Origin of the sequence: Microcella sp., assembly GCF_040286215.1 — a bacterium.
Lineage (GTDB): Bacteria > Actinomycetota > Actinomycetes > Actinomycetales > Microbacteriaceae > Microcella.
The window spans coordinates 177,057-193,861 of sequence record NZ_JAVKCK010000011.1; the positions used below are offsets into that span (position 1 = coordinate 177,057).

Consider the following 16,805-nt stretch of genomic DNA (forward strand, 5'->3'; position numbering starts at 1 on the left):
TGACCCGATGCGCCTGAGAGTGCCTGTTCAACGCTCCACCCTCCTCACGGGGGTCGGAGCCTCGCTCGTGGCCGCGCTCGTCGCGGCACTCGCCATCATCGCGCCCGGATTCGAGACCCAGCGCGTCGATCTCGACGACGGCTCGCTGTGGATCGCCAGCGGGGAGCGCCAGACGGTCGGCCGCGCCAACCTGCAGATCGGCCTGCTCGACACAGTGGTCGAGAGCGGAGGGTCGCAGCTGCAGATCCTGCAGGACGACGACGACGTGATCGTCGTCGACGCGGTGAATGCGACGGCCGACATCCTTGATGTGGCCAGAGCCGAAGTGCGCGAGACGGTGCCTCTCCCTCCCGATGGCGCCTCGGTGCAGGCGGTTCGGGAGTCGATGGTCGTGCACAGCGCCAGCACGGGCGAGACCTGGGTCATCCCTCGGCTCGGCTTCGACGAGTTCGATGCCGCCTCCAGCGCATCGTTCGTCTTCGGAGCCGGCTCGGCGCTCGCCGAGGAGGAGGGGTACGGCGTTGCCGTGGTCGCGCCGGAAGCCGGCGAGGTCTATCGCCTGCTGCCCGATCGCACCGATCGCGTTGAGCAGACCTGGACGATCGAGGTCGAGCCCTCTGCCGACACAGCGATCACCATCGTCGGGGGCTCCTGGGTCGTGCTCGACCGGGATGAGCGCGTGCTCATCACGGCGGAGGGCCGCATTCCGCTCGACGGCATCGTGCCGCCCGGGGCCGCTGTCGCCCTGCAGTCACCGACGCCGGACGGCCGCAACCTCGTCCTCGCGCACGACCGCGGACTCGTGGAGGTGCTGCTCGACTCGGGTGAGTCGCGGCCGCTCGTCTCCGATCGCTCGGGTGCCGCGGCACCACCGGTCGTGGTCGGCGAGTGCAGCTATGCGGCATGGACGGATGGCAGCGCCTGGCGGCGCTGCGGCTCGGTCGCTGATGAGCTCGCCCTGCAGGGCATGAGCCCGGCAGCGCAGCTGCGGTTCGAGGTGCGAGACGACCGTCTCGTGCTGAGTGATGCGGCCTCAGGCTCCGCCTGGGCGGTGCAGTCGACCGGGGCGCTCATCGACAACTGGGACGAGCTGATCGTGCAAGAGGAGGACGAGCGCGAGGAGCAACTCGATGACCTCGACGTGCCCCCTGAGCTCGAGCGTGTGCAGGCCCCGCCCGTCGCCGTGGACGATGCATTTGGCGCGCGGCCCGGTCGCTCCACCGTTCTTCCGGTGCTGCTCAACGACAGCGACCCGAACGGTGATGTGCTCGCGATCAGCGCCGTAGAGCCGCTCGATCCGGCGACGGGCCGCATCGACCTCGTATCGGAGGGTCAGCAGCTTCAGCTCACCCTCGAGCCATCGGCCGCCGGTCAGCTCGAGTTCGACTACACGATCACCGACGGTCGCGGAGGCGCCGACTCTGCGCGCGTGACGGTCACCGTCCGCACGGCGGAGCAGAACGCGCCACCCGTCCAGGTGCGCGCATCCCGCACGACGGTCGCCCAAGGCGCCTCGACGACTGCGGCGGTGCTGGGGGAGTGGTACGACCCGGACGGCGACCCCATCTACCTCGAATCGGCGTTCGCGCTCGCTCCGGACACCGTCACCTTCCGCCCGGACGGTCGAGTGACTTTCTCGGAGGCCGGCGGGGTCGGCGAGGTGCGCACGGTCGCGCTCTCCGTGTCGGACGGCACCGCCTCGTCCACCGGCGAGCTCGCCGTGACGGTGCGCCCCGCAGGCCAGGTGCCGATCATCGCGGAGCCGTTCATGGTGCTCGCCTACGCCGATCAGGAGGTTAGGGTCGAGCCGCTCATCCACGTGCGCGGGGGAACGGGCACCGTCCGCCTCAGCGCGGTGCCCGACAAGGCAGGCGCGACGATCACGCCGAGCCTCGACGCCGGCACTTTCCGGTTCCGCAGCACCGAGGTTCGCACTCACTACCTCGAGTACGTCGTCACCGATGGCGCGACGACGGCGACAGGGCTCGTGCGCATCGACGTCGCCGCGCCGCCCGAGTCGGGTTCCGCGCCCATCACCGTTCCCAAGACGGCGTTCGTGCGCACTCTCAGCAACAGCACCGTGGCCGTCGCCACGACCGACATCGATCCAGCCGGCGGGGTGCTCATCGTCACCGGCATCGTCGACGTGCCGTCCGGCTCCGGCATTCGAGCCGAGATCATCGATCAGCGCGATGTGCGCGTCACGCTCACGCGTCCGCTCGATGCCCCGCAGAGCATCCGGTACCGCATCAGCAACGGCGCGACCGAGTCGGTCGGAACGATCACCGTCATCGAGATTCCCCGTCCAGATCGACAGCAGCCCCCGATCGCCGTCGACGACAGCATCTCGGTGCGCATCGGCGACGCCGTGTCGATCCCCGTGCTCGACAACGACGAGCACCCCGACGACGAGCCCATCACACTGGCGCCCAACCTCATCAGCGGCCTCGAGGGCGAGTCTGGCCTGCTGTTCGTCGCGGGCGACCGTTTGCGCTACCTCGCCCCCGACCAGCCGGGCGACTTCACCGCCGTCTACGAGGTGCTCGGCCCGCTCGGCCAGGAGCGAGCGCAGGCAACGGTGAGCATTCGCGTGAGAGAGGCCAACGAGGCCACCAATGGGGCTCCCGTTACGAGAACGGTGACCGCGCGCGTCATCGCGGGCGATACCGTGCGCATCCGCATTCCCGTGGACACGATGGACCCGGACGGCGACTCTGTGCAGCTGCTCGGACCGGAGACCAGCCCCGAGCGCGGTGCGATCGTCGAGAGCGGGCAGGACTACATCGACTACGAGGCCGGCAGCTACTCCGCGGGCACCGACAGCTTCCGGTACACGGTCGTCGATGCCCTCGGCGCTCGAGCGAGCGGCACCATCCGGGTGGGCATCAGCCCGCGGCTGGAGGGAGCCCGCAATCCCGTCGCCAACGACGACTCGGTCGTCGTGCGCCCCGGTGTGACCGTGCTCGTGCCGGTGCTCGACAACGACACCGACCCGGACGGCTCACCGCTCACGGTGGTCGGTGTGGAGCCCAACGACGTCACGCTGGAGGCGGAGGTCGTCGAAGCGCGCTTCGTGCGCATCACACCGCCTCCTGCTCCGGGCACCTACGGTCTCGTCTATACGATCGAGAATCCGCTCGCGGGGCGATCGCAGGCCTTCGTGACGGTCACGGTCGATCCGGATGCCCCGCTCACGCCCCCCGTCGCGCGCGACACCGTGCTCTCCCTCACCGACATCCTCGAGCAGGAGTCCGTCTCCGTCGATGTGCTCGCCCGCGTTTTCTTCTCGGAGGGCGAGATCGCCGACCTCGGTCTCGAGCTCGTGCCCGGCTACGAGTCAGGAGCCGTCATCCAGCCCGACCGCCGCGTGCTCGTCGAGGTGCGCGAGCAGCGGCAGATCATCCCCTTCCAGGTGGTGCACCCCGATGACCCGACTGTGCGGTCGACCGCTTTCGTCTGGGTGCCAGGCACGGACGACGCGCTCCCGCAGCTCGACAGGCGTGCCGAGCGCATCGAGGTCGTGAGCGAGGAGCCGCTGCGCATCGACATCAACGACTACGTGATCGCGGTCGGCGGCCAGCCCGTGCGCCTCACCGACACGGCCACCGTGCAGGCCACGCGGTCCAACGGGGAGGACCCCGTCGTCGATGAGGACACCCTGCGCTTCACCTCGGCCGACCTGTACTTCGGGCCTGCCTCGCTGTCGTTCGAGGTCACCGATGGCGTCTCCGCCACCGATCCGGAAGGTCGCGTCGCGACGATCGTGCTGCCGATCACGGTCACGCCGCGCGAGAACCAGCCGCCGGTGCTCGTCGGGGCGAGCATCGAGCTCGAACCGGGCCAGCAGGCCGAGCTCGACCTCGTGCGCGTCACGAGCTACCCGTACCCGGACGACATCGACGAGCTCGCCTACGCCATCACCGACGGACCCACTCCCGGTCTCGAGGCCGACCTGCTCGGGCAGCGGTTGCGGGTGAGCGTGCCGGCGAGCACGCCGCGCGGCGCCACGACGGGGGTCACGCTGAGTGTGCGCGATGATGCTGCGCCGGGCACCCCCGGGCGCATCCAGGTGCGCGTCGTGCCGTCGACGCGACCGCTCGCCGCGCCCGCGACGGACGCAGCGATCGCGCCGCGTGGCGCGACCACGATCGTCGATGTGCTCGCGAACGATCAGGCGACGAACCCGTTCCCCGGCCAGCCCCTTCGGGTGGTCGGCGTACGTGGACTCGGCGGTGATCTCCCCACCGGAGTGCAGATCGAGCCGGTCAACAACGGCCAGAGCCTCGCCGTCACGGTGAGCGACACGGCCGCTGCCCTCGATACCAACCTCGAGTACCAGGTCGCCGACGTGACCGACGATCCCGAGCGGTACGTGTGGGGCGCGGTGCGCATCTCCGTGCAGGACGTGCCCGATGCCGTGACGAATCTGCGCGTGCAGAGCTACGGCGATCGGCAGCTCACCCTCGCCTGGTCGCCGGGCGCGTCGAACAACGCCCCGATCGAGCGCTTCGAGGCGACTGTCACCACGGTGGAGTCGAGTGCGGTCACGGTGGTGACCTGCGCCTCGTCTCCGTGCACGGTGCCGACGGAGGGCAACGGCGCGTCGAATCGGGTTCGCGTGAGCGTCGTCTCGGTCAATGCGCAGGGCGATTCCGACGCGACGTCACTCGCCGAGCCGGTGTGGTCTGACCTCGTTCCGCCCGCTCCGGCGCTGCTCGGGGTCACACCGCTGGACGGCGGGCTGCGCATCGGCTGGACGAAGCCCGACCAGAGTGCAGCCGCCTCGCCCATCCGCAGCTACCGCATCACGGTCGGCTCCGTCTCCCGCACGCAGAGCGTGTCGGCCTCCGATCCGGTCGGCACCCAGTACTGGCTCAACGTCGTCGACGCGGGGGCGCTCGCCAACGGCACGTCCTACAGCGTGAGCGTGAGCGCCCGCAACGAGGCCTTCGGCGCACTGACGACCTGGAATGCGGCGCAGACCACCGGCACTCCCGCGGGGCCGCCGATCCCGACCGCCGCACCGACCGCGTCGGGGTCGACCTCCGGTTTGGGCATCGACGATCACGAGGTGACGGTGGCCTGGCCCGCCGCATTCTCCGCCAATGGCCGCAGCGTGCAGGCTTACTACGTGTGGCTCGCTGACTCGGGCTCCGCGCCCGCGTGCACCGTCACGGGGGTCTCAGAGGGATCGCCGACCCACAGTGCGCCGGATGGAGTGCGCGTGCTCGGCGCCGCGACGACCTCTACGGTCTTCACGGGGCTGGCCGCCGACACCGAGTACCGCGCGGTCGTGTACGCCTACAACGGGCAGGGATGCACGGCCAGCGTCGAGGTCACGGCGGTGCCGCGCGCCACGCCCTCGAAGGTCGTCGCGGCGACGATCGCCTCCGGCGTCGAGACCGAGCCCGGTCGGTGGAACTCTCGCGCGACGGGGGTGACGACGGAGGGTGGCGACCCGGTCGACCGAGTGCGCTATCGACTGGTCGGCGAAGGCGTCGATCCCGCGGCATCGGCTCCGCTCGCCCTCCCGTTCGCCTTGACAGCGGAGTCGACCCACTACGGTGCTGCTCTCCAGGCGCAATTCAGCGCATGCCGCGTGTACCCCGAGATCACCGTGTGCGGCGAATGGTCGGAGGCTGTGCCGCTCGAGGTCGCCGTGCGCATCGACGCGACAGTCGAGTTCATCGACATCTCGACCGGTCCGCCCGATCGCAGCGTGGATGTCCGCTGGTCGACGATCACCCCCGGCGCCGCGTACACGGCCGCGCAGTACGAGTGTCTGGGCGGCGATGTCGTCACCGACCCCGACGCGCCGGGACAGTGCGCCATCACCGCTGGGCCGCCGGACGACCCCAGACTGGTCATCACCGTGACCGTCGGTTCCACCATCTACACCCGGGAGTACAGGCCATGACGATGACCGCCGAGCAGGCGCGCTGGTTCGCCGACATCACTGAGCGCATTACCGCGAACGTCGAGAGAGCGGTTCTCGGCAAGAGCTACGTGATTCGCCTGAGCCTCACAGCGATGCTCAGCGAGGGCCATCTCCTGCTCGAGGACGTCCCCGGCACGGGCAAGACCTCGCTCGCGCGAGCCCTGGCGCAGAGCGTGCGCGGCACGACGACGCGCGTGCAGTTCACTCCGGACCTGCTGCCCGGTGACATCACGGGCATCACCGTGTTCGACCAGCGCAGCGGCGACTTCAGCTTTCACCGCGGCCCGGTCTTCGCGACGATCGTGCTTGCGGATGAGATCAACCGCGCGAGCCCCAAGACCCAGTCTGCGCTGCTCGAGGTCATGGAAGAGGGCCAGGTCACCATCGACGGCGTCTCCCACAACGTCGAGGCGCCCTTCCTCGTCATCGCGACCCAGAACCCGATCGAGCAGGCGGGAACGTATCGGCTTCCCGAGGCGCAGCTCGACCGGTTCCTCATGAAGACCGCGATCGGCTACCCCGACCACGCGGCCACCGTGCGCATCCTCGACGGTGCCGGTGGCCCCCGGGCACTCGTCGTCGAGCCCGTCGTCGAGCTGGAGACGGTGCGCGACCTCATCTCGGTCGCACGCACCGTGCACGTGGACCCGACGATCACCGACTACGTGGCACGCCTCGTGGAGGCGACGCGGGCGCACGACGACGTGCGCCTCGGCGCGAGCGTGCGCGGCGCGCTCGCACTCGTGCGCTGCGCGAAGACCTTCGCAGCAACGGAAGGGCGCCACTACGTCATCCCCGACGACGTCAAGGCGCTCGCGGAACCCGTTCTCGCGCACCGACTCGGCCTCGACCCCGAATCGGAGTTCGACGGTGTGACGCCCTCCGCGGTGATCAGCGAGGTGCTCGTCGAGACGCCGCCGCCCAGCGAACGGATCGCCGTGTGACCTCGCCCGCACCGCTCCGGCCCGCTCGCGGCCGCAGCGCGGAGGCCGGCCGTCGCGGTCTCGAGGAGCACTCGCTCGGCGCGACCGTGACGACGGCGCGCACGCGCCTTGTCGGTACGCGCACCGGTCCTCTCGCCGATGCCGTGGTCGCCATCGTGCGTGTCTGGCGCACGATGAGCGCGGCGGTTGCCAGGGCGGTTGCGGCGACCTCCTCGGTCGTGACCCCGCTCGGCTGGGTTGTCGCGGCGCTCGTGCCGCTCGCGCTCCTGGGGGGATACGCCTGGGGGTGGCAGGAGCTCGTCGTCGCCGGCGTCGTCGGGGCCTCCCTCGCTCTCGTCGCGCTTCTGTACGTGGTGGGCAGCCGTCAGTGGACGGTGGCGTTGACCCCGCCTCCGCAGCGCGTCGCCGTCGGTGACGCGGCTCACGCGGGAATCCTGGTGCGCAACGACAGCGCGCGGCGCTCTTTCGGAACCGTCGTCGACCTCCCTGTCGGCCCCGCCATCGTGCCGGTACCTGTGCCGGGTCTGCCAGCCCGCGGGCACGCCACGCGCAGCGTGGAGATCCCGACCGATCGCCGTGGCCGGCTGACCCTCGGGCCGGTGCGCACCGTGCGCGCCGACCCCATCGGCCTCGTGCGCCGTGAGCGGCTCTGGACCGAAGCGGCTGAGTTCGTCGTGCACCCGCGAACGATCGACATTCCCTCCACCTCGAGCGGCCTGGTGCGCGACCTCGAGGGCCAACCGACGCGGGATCTGACGTCGAGCGATCTCGCCTTTCACGCGTTGCGCGAGTACGTTCCGGGAGACGAGCGCCGACACATCCACTGGAAGTCGACGGCGAAGACGGGCACCTTCATGGTGCGGCAGTTCGAGCAGACCAGGCGCAGCCACCTGGTGGTGGCTCTGAGCATCGCGAGCATCGACTTCGGTTCCGACGAGGAGTTCGAGCTGGCCGTCAGCGTGACGGGCAGTCTCGGCGCACGCGCCATCCGCGATGCGCGCGAGGTGTCGGTGGTGGTGAGCGCGATCACGCCGGAGTTCGCCAAGCGTGCGGTGCTGGCGGTTGACGCCCTGCCGACCCTCACGCCGAACCGTCTGCTCGACGCCCTCGCCGTTGTGGAGCACAGTCCGTCAGCGCTCGGCATCCTCGACACCTCGCGTCTCGCCGGCGAGAGTGCTCGTGGCATCTCCGTCGCCTTCCTCGTCGTCGGCTCGACCGTCACAGCATCGAGGCTGCGCACTGCCGCGGCGAGCTTCCCGCCCGCCGTCGAGGTCGTCGCACTCCAGTGCGACCCCGATCACGTGCCGGGTCGCCGTCGACTCGGCGCCTTCACGGTTCTCACACTCGGCTCCCTGCGCGATCTGCGCCACGCGATGAGGGGCGGCGACTCGTGACGGCTGCGCGTCCGTCCTCGACGGTCAGCTCCGCCTCTGCCGTGCCGCGCCCCGCGGTCCTGGCGAGCGCGACGATCTTCACGGCGATCGCCTGGACGGTCATCGCGGTCGCCCTGTGGCCGATCTACCGCACTGGGCAGTTCGTGACTCTCGCGGTCGTCGCCATCGCGGCGGGAACCGCGATCGCCTTCGCCTCGGCGGTCGGCCGCTGGCCGGCCTGGGGAGCTCTCGGCGCGACCGTCACCGTGTTCACGGTCGTGGGGGTGCCGCTCGCCGTACCCGGGCGCACCGTATACGGCGTGCTGCCGGAGCCGCAGGGGCTCGCTGAGCTTTTCGCGGGCGTCGTACTCGGCTGGCGGCAGCTCGTCACCATTGATCTGCCGGTGGGCGCTTACGAAGCCCTGCTCGTCCCCGCACTCGTGGTGCTGCTCGTGGGGCCGCTTCTGACTCTTCTGATCGCCGCACGAGGCCGCCGACCCGCGCTCGCCGCACTCGTGCCGATCGTCGCGTACCTCCTCGCGATCGCGATCGGTCCGCAGTCCCCGCTTCTGCCCATCAGCACGACCATCGCCCTCTCGACCACGCTCCTGCTGTGGATGGCCGCACGGGCGCGCCATCGTCGGCGAGACGAGCTCGCCGCCTCCTCGGTCGAGACACGAGGAGCCGGAGCGCGCGCTCTCGCCGGGGCGACGGTGCTCGTTCTTCTCGCCGGGGGTGCCGGCGCGGCGGTCGCGGGCCTGATCGCTCCGCCCGAGAACCGCACAGTGGTGCGGACGACGGCCGAGAGACCGTTCTCCCCGCTCGAGCAGCCGAGCCCTCTCGCCGCCTACCGCGCGGAGTTCGACCCCGTGGTCGCCGACCTGCCGGCGCTGACCGTGGAGGGAGCGCCCGCCGGCGCGCGCATCCGTATCGCGGCGCTCGACAGCTACGACGGCGTCGTGTTCGCCGTCGGCAGCGACGCGGTCGACTCGGCGTCGGGCAGCTTCGTGCGCATCCCGACCGAGCGCCCACCCGACATCCTGCCCGGCGAGCGCACCACGGTCACCCTCACCGTCGAGCGCGAGCACGGCGTGTGGTTGCCGACCCTCGGCGAGGTAGCAGCGGTACGCATCCTTGCCGAGGACGCCAACGATCTGCGGGACGACTTCGTCTACAACACGACCACCGGCACCGCTGCGCTCGTGGGCGGAGTGCCGATCGGCCTCACCTACCAGCTCGACGTGGTGCTCGACGAGGAGGAGAGTGCGACGGGGCTGGGCAACGCGACGCCCGGGCCGGCGGCGGTGCCCGGAATCGCACAGCTCCCCGAAGCCGTCATCGACTGGGTGGCGGAGGTCACCGACGGCATCGAAACGCCCGGTGCGCAGCTCGAGACCGCGCTCGAGACGCTGCGGGAGGAGGGGTATCTCTCCCACGGCGTCGACGAGGAGGAGGCGCCGAGCAGGCCCGGGCACTCCCTCGGGCGGCTCGAGGACTTCCTCGGCAGCGCGCCCGTCGTTGGCGACGCCGAGCAGTACGCGGCGACCGCGGCGCTCATCGCTCGCCAGCTGGGCTTCCCCTCCCGCGTGGTACTGGGTTACGGGCCGCTCGACCGGTCAGGGGCGACAACCCTTGTGGCGAGCGACCGAACGGCGTGGATCGAGGTCTCCACCGCCGACGGCTGGCGGCCCATCGACGTCGTCTCTGAGCGGCGCGAGCTGCCCCCGGTGGAACCGGATGAGCCCGTGCCGGTCGTGCGACCGCAGAACCCCGCCCAGCCACCCGTCGAGGAGCCACCGGTGATCGAGGACCAGGCCCCGCCCGAGATCGAGCAGACCGAGGAAGAGCAGCTCGACCCGTTCTGGGCCTCAGTGCTCACCGTGCTGCGCGTGCTCGGCCCCCTCGCACTCGTGCTGGGCATCCTTGCCTCTCCGCTGGTCGCGATAGCCGTGCTCAAGCGCCGCCGGCGCGCGCGACGGAGACGGCATGGCGACCCGGCCCTGCGCATCCTCGGAGGATGGCGCGACGTGACCGACGCGGCGCGCGATGTCGGCCTCGACCTGCCCGCCACGGGCACGCGACGCGAGCTCGCCGCCGTGATCGGGCGGCCGCAGGCGCTCGTGCTCGCCCGCGTCGCCGACCGCGCGGTCTACGCACCGGAGGAGCCCGACCACGACGAGGCAGACCGCGTCTGGGCGGCCGCCGATGGCGTGCGGGACTCCCTGCTGCAGTCGCTCACCGTGCGTCAGCGCTGGGGAGCCACGCTGTCGACGCGCTCCCTGCGGCGCTATCCTGACCGCATGCGGGTCGATGCGGAGGTCGGGAAGCCGTGACGTGCCAGCACTGCGGTGCAGCCCTCCCACCCATTGCGATGTTCTGCGGCGAGTGCGGCCGCTCCGTCACGGCCGCCGGGCCAGCTCCTCTCGTACGCCCGACCTTCCCGCCCGTGCGGACGCCCACGCCGACCGGGTCGGAGCCGGACCCGGAGCCCGAGCCCGACGCCGAAAGCGCACGGGAGCGGGAGCCCGAGCCCGAGCCCGAGCAGAGTGGCGCGCGAGAGCCGGCGTCCGCCGACAGGCCTGACACTGAGCCGGAGAGCCTCTCGTTCCTCGCGGAGTCGCGCGAGCGCTGCACTCGATGCGGAACGCCTGCCGAACCGGAGGATCTGTACTGCGCCGAGTGCGGAGCAGCGCTCGAGTCGCGCACCCGCGTCGTCGAGCCGTTGCCACCGGCTGCTCGCGAGTCGGGCCCGCCCGAGGAGGCCGCGCCGGAGGCGCCAGTGCCGGAAGCGGCGGTGCCCGAAGAGCCGGTGCCCGAAGAGCCGGTGGTCGATGAGCTGGTCGTCGATGAGGACACCGAGGCCACGAGGATGGTGCCGCGCACCGTCGAGGGGCATCGATTCGTGCTGCAGTTCAGCACCGGCGAGAGCCTCACGGTCACGGGTTCCGGCCTCGCCGGACGGCATCCGCGCACCGAGCCGGGGGAGTACGTCGACCACCTCGTGACGATCCTCGACCCGGGCCGCTCGGTCTCCAAGACCCACTTCGAGTTCGGGAACGAGCAGGGCGTCTTCTGGTTCAGCGACCGGCATTCCGGCAACGGCTCGGTGATCCGCGAGCCGGGAGCCGAGCCCCGGTTGTGCGAGCCGGGGCGTCGGTACCGCATCGTGCGCGGTACGCGCATTGATATCGGCGAGCAGTTCGTCGTCGTGAGCTGAGAGGGCTCCTCCCCACGTCACGCCGACTCACGTGTCGCCACGAGAGCGAGCTCTCGCGCTCAGGGCGCGCGCGTCTCTGCTGTGCTCGGGGCGTGAGCCGACTGCCGTCCCCGCCCGTCGAGCCGACGCCGCAGGAGGCCCCCGGCTTCCCGCTCCTCGCCGTCCTCGCACCGCTCGCGGGCGCGCTCCTCATCGGTGCGCTCACCGGTTCGCCCTATGTTCTGGTGTTCGCCGCACTGAGCCCGATCATCGCTGTCGCGGGCATGCTCGACGGCCGGCGCACGGCGCGGCGGCGCGCTCGCGACGGCGCGGCGCGGTTCGAGAAGGAGTGCGCCGTCTACGCCCTCCTCATCGAGGAGGCCCACCGTGCCGAGCGCGCTCAGCAGGATGCTCTGGCCCCCGCTCGGCCGACCGAGGTTCTTCCGCTCGAGGGCGCGAGCGTGCGCGTGGGGGTGGCGCCCGCGCCGAGCGACCGTGCGCCCGAGGGTGGCAGGGGGCTCACCGCCGGGGGGCGCTCTGAGCTGCCGTCGTCGCCGCGTCACGCGCTCTTCGCTCGAGCCAGCCAGCACCCCGCTCTTCCCGTGCTCGTGCCGCGCGGCACGATCGCCGTGCGCGGCGACGGGCCCGCCGCGCACGCCCTGGCCGTCCGGCTCGCCCTGGAGCCGGGCGTCGTCGTCGAGACATCTCACGAGCCGCGCGCGCTGGGCGGTGCTTCCGCGCAACGCTCCGATGCCGAGATCGAGGTGCACTCGGCGAGCATCATGACGGTGCGCATCCCGGGTCACGACCCGGTGCGGGCGCGACCCGAGTTCTGGAGCGCCCCGGAGCGCGAGCGCCGTCGTTGCGCGCTCGCCGCGCAGGCGGCCCGGCTGCCGGACCAGGTGGCGTGGTCGAGCCTCCGCGACGCGCGCGAGTCGTCACCGGGCATCCCGATCGGCGTCTCGGAGTCGGGGACGTGGGCGATCGACCCTGTCGCGCACGGGCCCCACATCCTCATCGGTGGCACGACGGGGAGCGGCAAGAGCGAGTTCCTGCGCTCGCTCGTGCTCGGCTGGGCGCACCGCTCGTCCCCCGCCGAGCTCTCCTTGCTCTTCGTCGACTTCAAGGGTGGGGCAAGCTTTCCCGACCTCGCCGCCCTCCCGCACGCGCTCGAGGTCATCACCGATCTCGACGAGTCCACGGCGGCGCGCGCGATCGCGTCGCTGCGCGCCGAGGTGCAGCGCCGCGAGCGCTGGTTGCGCGATCGCGGCGCGCGCGACGTGCGCGACTCAGGAGCATCGCTCGGCCGCCTCGCGATCGTGATCGACGAGTACGCCGCGCTGCTGTCGGCCCTTCCCGAGCTGCACAGCATCATCGTCGACCTGTCGGCGCGCGGCCGATCCCTCGGCATCCACCTCGTGCTGTGCACCCAGCACCCGAGCAGCGCGGTGCGCGAAGCGATCGCGGCGAACTGCGCCATCCGGGTCTCCTTCCGCATCGCCGAGGGCGCCGACTCGGGCATGCTCGGCTCAGGTGTCGCTGACCGCCTGCGCGCCCTGCCGCCCGGTCGCGCACTCGTCACCGACGCCGAAGGTACGCGCGAGATACAGTCCGCCCTTATCTCACCTGACGACGTCGCCGCTGTCAGTGAGCGGTGGTCTGACTCGCCCGCGGTCGCCCGACTCTGGCAGCCCCCGCTTCCGGCCGAGCTGACTCCGCAGGACGTCGTGCTCGAGAGCCCCGACGGGGCGCCGGAGAGCGCCTGGGCTTTCGGTGTGGCTGATCAGCCCGAGCGGCTGCGCCGACACCGCGCTGTCTGGTTGCCCGACCGGGACGGGGCGCTCGCGGTGGTCGGGGTGCCGGGGAGCGGGCGCACCGGAGCCCTCTCAGCAATCGCCGAGGCGGGGCGGCATCACGGCGCGACCCTCGTCGTCCTGCCCGCCGACTGGGTGGATGCGGAGGCAGCGCTCCTCGAGCTGCGAGACCGCCCACCCGGCCGTGCTCTCCTGCTCGCCGACGACCTCGACGAGATGCTCAGGCGGTCAGGAGACGAGCGGGCAGAGCTCCTGAGACTCTGGGACGACGCCGCGAGCGCTCTACGGCGGCGCGGGGGAGCGGTCGCCGCGTCGTTCGTCGCCGGAGCGATGCAGCAGGGCCTCACCGACGGTCGCTTCCCGAGCACGCTCCTGCTCGGCGCCGCAGGCCGCGCCACGGGCACCGCCTCCATGATCACGACGTCTGCCGGCCTCTCGCCCTCCGCTGAGCATCGCCCACCGCCCGGTCGAGCGCACTGGCGCGGCCAGTCGGTGCAGATCATGACCGCGCCTCCGCTTCCCTCTCCGCAGCCTCCGCCGTTGCCGCGTATTTCGATGCTCGGTTCGCGCCCGAGCGTCGTCATCGCACGGCGGCCTCGGTGGGTCGGTGAGCGCCTCGCCCGCGAGCAACCCGACCTTCACCTGCTGTCTGCCGAGGAGGCGGCGGCTGGCGCGGACCGCGCGGAGAGCGGTGGGCGGACAGTCGCGCTCGACGACGTCGAAGGATGGACCACGCGCTGGAGCGCGCTGCAGGAGCTGCGCCGCTCGTGCTCCGTCATCCTCGTGGAGCTGGGTGTCTCAGAGCTGAGATCCCTGCTCGGCGTGCGCGAGCGGCCCCCGTCCCTCCGATCTGACGCAGCCGAGGTGTGGTTGCTGCAGCCGGAAGAGGCCCTCGTGCGCGCGCGGTGGAACGCCCTCGCCGACGACCCGGCGGGGGAGAGCCCGCTCTAGGCGAGCGCCGTCGAGAGCTCGACCGAGTCGAGACCGTGGGCTGAGCCGATCGCCTCGTTGGTGACACGACCCGCCTGCGTGTTGAGACCCAGGGCAAGGGCTCCGTCGACGCGCATCGCGTCTCGCCAGCCGTGAGTGGCGATCGCGCGAACGTACGGCATGGTCGCGTTGGTCAACGCGTTGGTCGAGGTTGCGGCGACAGCGCCCGGCATGTTGGCGACGCAGTAGAACGTGCTCTCATGCACGGTGAAGGTGGGATCCGCGTGCGTCGTGGGCCGAGAGTCTTCGAAGCAGCCGCCCTGATCGACCGCGATGTCGACGAGGACGCTGCCGGGCTTCATGCGGGAGACCAGGTCGTTGCTGACGAGTTTCGGCGCCCGCGCGCCGGGGATGAGCACCGAGCCGATGAGCATGTCTGCCTCGATCGCGGCGCGCTCGATCTCGTAGCCGTTCGACACGATGGTGCGGATGCGCCCGGCGTACAGGGCGTCGAGCTCACGCAGGCGCTGCAGGTTCGTGTCGAGCACGGTAACCTCGGCGCCGAGACCGACCGCCATGGCGACGGCGTTCGTGCCGGCGACGCCACCTCCGAGCACGACGATGTTCGCGGGGTCGGTGCCCGGAACCCCCGGCACGAGAAGCCCCGGGCCGCCATACGGCCGCAGCATGGCGTTAGCGCCGACGATGGGCGCGAGGCGACCGGCGACCTCGCTCATGGGAGCCAGCAGCGGAAGGCCGCGCGAGGGCAGCTGCACGGTCTCGTAGGCGATGCCCGTGACTCTGGCGTCCAGCAGAGCGCGGGTGAGCGCCTCCTCTGCCGCCAGGTGCAGGTAGGTGAAGAGAACGAGACCCTCGCGGAAGTGCGGGTACTCCGCCGCGACCGGCTCCTTCACCTTGAGCAGCAGCTCCGCCTCGCCCCACGCGGTCTCGGCGTCGGGCACGATGCGCGCGCCCTGCTCGGTGTAGGCCTCGTCGCCAATGCGGGATCCCAGACCGGCGCCAGCCTGCACCAGCACCTCGTGCCCGTGAGAGACGAGGTCGTGAACTCCAGCGGGGGTGATGGCCACACGGTACTCGTTGTTCTTGACCTCGGCCGGGACGGCGATTCTCATGGGTTCTCCTCGCGACGATTTCGGTGCGCGGGCCGCGCGGAAGCCTTCCGACGCCACGCTGCGCTGCGGCACCACTGTAGCGGCCCCGAACGATGGATTCCGCACTCATCTTTGCCGATATGTGCTGATTTCGTGACAATCTTGTTTCGAGATGGACGAATCCCGCGTTGGGTAGTGCAGTGAGCGCGGTCCGTATGTCAGTATCGACCTGTCACAGCATGCACGGACACTGACGTACCTGACCGCGATTGCAAGGAGCAGAGCCATGAACCGTCCGCTTCCCGAAGACCCGATGATCCGCAGCCTCATCCAGCAGGCCAGGCGCGCGCAGGTCAGCCGCCGCGCGATGCTCGCTGGTGCGGGCGCCGGTGCCACCGCTCTCGCTCTCGCAGCCTGCTCGACCGATGCGGGTGGAGAGCTCACTCCGGCGGAGGACACCTCGGCAGACGACAAGACGCTCAACTGGGCCAACTGGCCCTTCTACATCGACGAGGACGACGACGGCAACTACCCGACCCTCCTCGCGTTCCAGGAGCAGACGGGCATCGACGTCAACTACCTCGTCACCGTCGACGACAACAACTCCTACTTCGCGACAGTGCGCGATCAGCTCGCCCTCGGCCAGGACATCGGCGCCGACACCGTGTGCCTCACCGACTGGATGGTGAGCCGGTGGATCCAGCTCGGGTACACCCAGCCGCTCAACAAGGACAACATCCCCAACGTGAGCAACCTCACGCCGAGCCTGCAGAATCCGGCCTTCGACCCGGGCCGCGAGCAGTCCCTGCCGTGGCAGTCGGGCTTCGCGGGCATCGCCTACAACACCGAGCAGACCGACCCCGTCGGCGCCGTGAGCGACCTCTGGCGCCCCGACCTCTCCGGTCGCGTGGGCGTGCTCTCCGAGATGCGCGACACGATCGGCGTGATCATGCTCGAGCAGGGCGTCGACATCTCCGGTGACTTCACCGCCGACGAGTTCAACGCCGCCCTCGACGTCTTCCGCGAGCAGGTCGAGTCGGGCCAGATCCGCAACGTGCGCGGCAACGCCTACACCGAAGACCTCGTGAACGAGGACACCCTGGCCGCGATCTGCTGGTCGGGCGACATCACGGTGCTCAACTTCGAGGCCGGCTACGAGAAGTGGAAGTTCGTGCTGCCCGAGGGCGGCGCCACCCTGTGGAGCGACAACTTCCTCATCCCGATCGGCTCGCCCCGCAAGACGAACGCCGAGACGCTCATCAACTACTACTACCAGCCGGAGGTCGCTGCGGAGGTGGCCGCGTGGGTGAACTACATCACCCCCGTCGTGGGCGCTCGCGAGGCGATGTTCGACATCGACGCCGACCTGGCGAACGACCCCCTCATCTTCCCGGATGACGCGACCCTCGCGCAGGCGAGGATCTTCCGCGGCCTGTCGGCCCAGGAGGAGAACGAGTACCAGGCGGCGTTCCAGGCGATCCTGCTCGGCGCCTGACGC

8 protein-coding genes and 1 pseudogene are annotated in these 16,805 nt (G+C 70.9%); 8 read left to right on the forward strand and 1 reads right to left on the reverse strand.

Annotated features, from left to right (window positions below):
* Nucleotides 1-19: 19 nt before the first annotated feature.
* From RJQ01_RS06020 to RJQ01_RS06045, 7 genes and pseudogenes are all read left to right on the forward strand, one after another.
* A complete protein-coding gene (locus RJQ01_RS06020; protein WP_350475819.1) occupies nucleotides 20-5,917 on the forward strand; it encodes an Ig-like domain-containing protein in 5,898 nt (1,965 codons plus the stop codon).
* Nucleotides 5,914-6,882 (forward strand): AAA family ATPase, encoded by a 969-nt coding sequence (locus RJQ01_RS06025; RefSeq protein WP_350475820.1) that lies wholly within the window; start codon nucleotides 5,914-5,916, stop codon nucleotides 6,880-6,882. The genes RJQ01_RS06020 and RJQ01_RS06025 overlap by 4 nt, the downstream gene beginning before the upstream one ends.
* Entirely contained in the window at nucleotides 6,879-8,276 is a 1,398-nt protein-coding gene (locus tag RJQ01_RS06030) for a DUF58 domain-containing protein (protein ID WP_350475821.1), read from the forward strand. The genes RJQ01_RS06025 and RJQ01_RS06030 overlap by 4 nt, the downstream gene beginning before the upstream one ends.
* A complete protein-coding gene (locus RJQ01_RS06035; RefSeq protein WP_350475822.1) occupies nucleotides 8,273-10,588 on the forward strand; it encodes a transglutaminaseTgpA domain-containing protein in 2,316 nt (771 codons plus the stop codon). The genes RJQ01_RS06030 and RJQ01_RS06035 overlap by 4 nt, the downstream gene beginning before the upstream one ends.
* Nucleotides 10,585-10,650, forward strand: a pseudogene (locus tag RJQ01_RS12805) (zinc-ribbon domain-containing protein); the annotation flags it as partial. The gene RJQ01_RS06035 and the pseudogene RJQ01_RS12805, both read left to right, overlap by 4 nt.
* 51 nt (nucleotides 10,651-10,701) lie before the next feature.
* Complete coding sequence (locus RJQ01_RS06040; protein WP_502885235.1) at nucleotides 10,702-11,472, forward strand: FHA domain-containing protein; 771 nt, start codon at nucleotides 10,702-10,704, stop codon at nucleotides 11,470-11,472.
* A gap of 92 nt (nucleotides 11,473-11,564) precedes the next feature.
* Nucleotides 11,565-14,216: an FtsK/SpoIIIE domain-containing protein gene (locus RJQ01_RS06045; protein ID WP_350475824.1), complete on the forward strand. Its 2,652-nt coding sequence runs from the start codon at nucleotides 11,565-11,567 to the stop codon at nucleotides 14,214-14,216.
* On the opposite strand, the gene ald is transcribed toward RJQ01_RS06045, so the two are convergent.
* Entirely contained in the window at nucleotides 14,213-15,328 is a 1,116-nt protein-coding gene (gene ald / locus RJQ01_RS06050) for an alanine dehydrogenase (protein ID WP_350475825.1), read from the reverse strand. The two genes, RJQ01_RS06045 and ald, sit on opposite strands and share 4 nt — an antisense overlap.
* A 265-nt stretch (nucleotides 15,329-15,593) precedes the next feature.
* Between ald and RJQ01_RS06055 the strand changes: the two genes are divergently transcribed.
* Nucleotides 15,594-16,802: an ABC transporter substrate-binding protein gene (locus RJQ01_RS06055; protein ID WP_350475826.1), complete on the forward strand. Its 1,209-nt coding sequence runs from the start codon at nucleotides 15,594-15,596 to the stop codon at nucleotides 16,800-16,802.
* Nucleotides 16,803-16,805: the final 3 nt, after the last annotated feature.

What these genes read in the sequence shown, in the direction of transcription:
- RJQ01_RS06025 (WP_350475820.1), top strand. Translation starts at nt 5,914, where the DNA reads ATGACGATGACCGCCGAGCAGGCGCGCTGGTTCGCCGACATCACTGAG.
- ald (WP_350475825.1), bottom strand. Translation starts at nt 15,328, where the DNA reads ATGAGAATCGCCGTCCCGGCCGAGGTCAAGAACAACGAGTACCGTGTG.
- RJQ01_RS06055 (WP_350475826.1), top strand. Translation starts at nt 15,594, where the DNA reads ATGAACCGTCCGCTTCCCGAAGACCCGATGATCCGCAGCCTCATCCAG.